This is a genomic window from Isoptericola croceus (assembly GCF_029382255.1).
GTDB lineage: Bacteria > Actinomycetota > Actinomycetes > Actinomycetales > Cellulomonadaceae > Isoptericola > Isoptericola croceus.
The window spans coordinates 1-261 of record NZ_JARLLG010000421.1 but is presented as its reverse complement, the minus strand read 5'-3'; the positions used below and the strand labels follow the sequence as shown (position 1 = coordinate 261).

1 protein-coding gene is annotated in these 261 nt (G+C 37.9%); it reads right to left on the bottom strand.

What is annotated here, in order from left to right:
- A partial coding sequence (locus PZC42_RS21760) for a cytochrome P450 (RefSeq protein WP_277214282.1) occupies positions 1 to 261 on the bottom strand: 261 nt, incomplete at both ends.

Here is a 261-nt window from a genome sequence, read left to right as displayed (position 1 = left end):
AATCTCAGCTGTTTCAAATCTAATCTTCTGTGTATGATCTAATATCGTCTTAATGGCGGCTTGTGCTTCTATCTTAGCGAGGGTGGCACCGAGACAAAAATGAATACCGGAACCAAATGAAAGGTGGGGATTTGGATTTCTTGTAATATCTAGGCTGTTGGCATTAATGAATTGTTTTGGGTCTCGATTGGCTGCACCAATTAATATATAGACATGATCTCCTTTTTTTATTTCAGTTTGATTGATCGTTACATCTTCTGC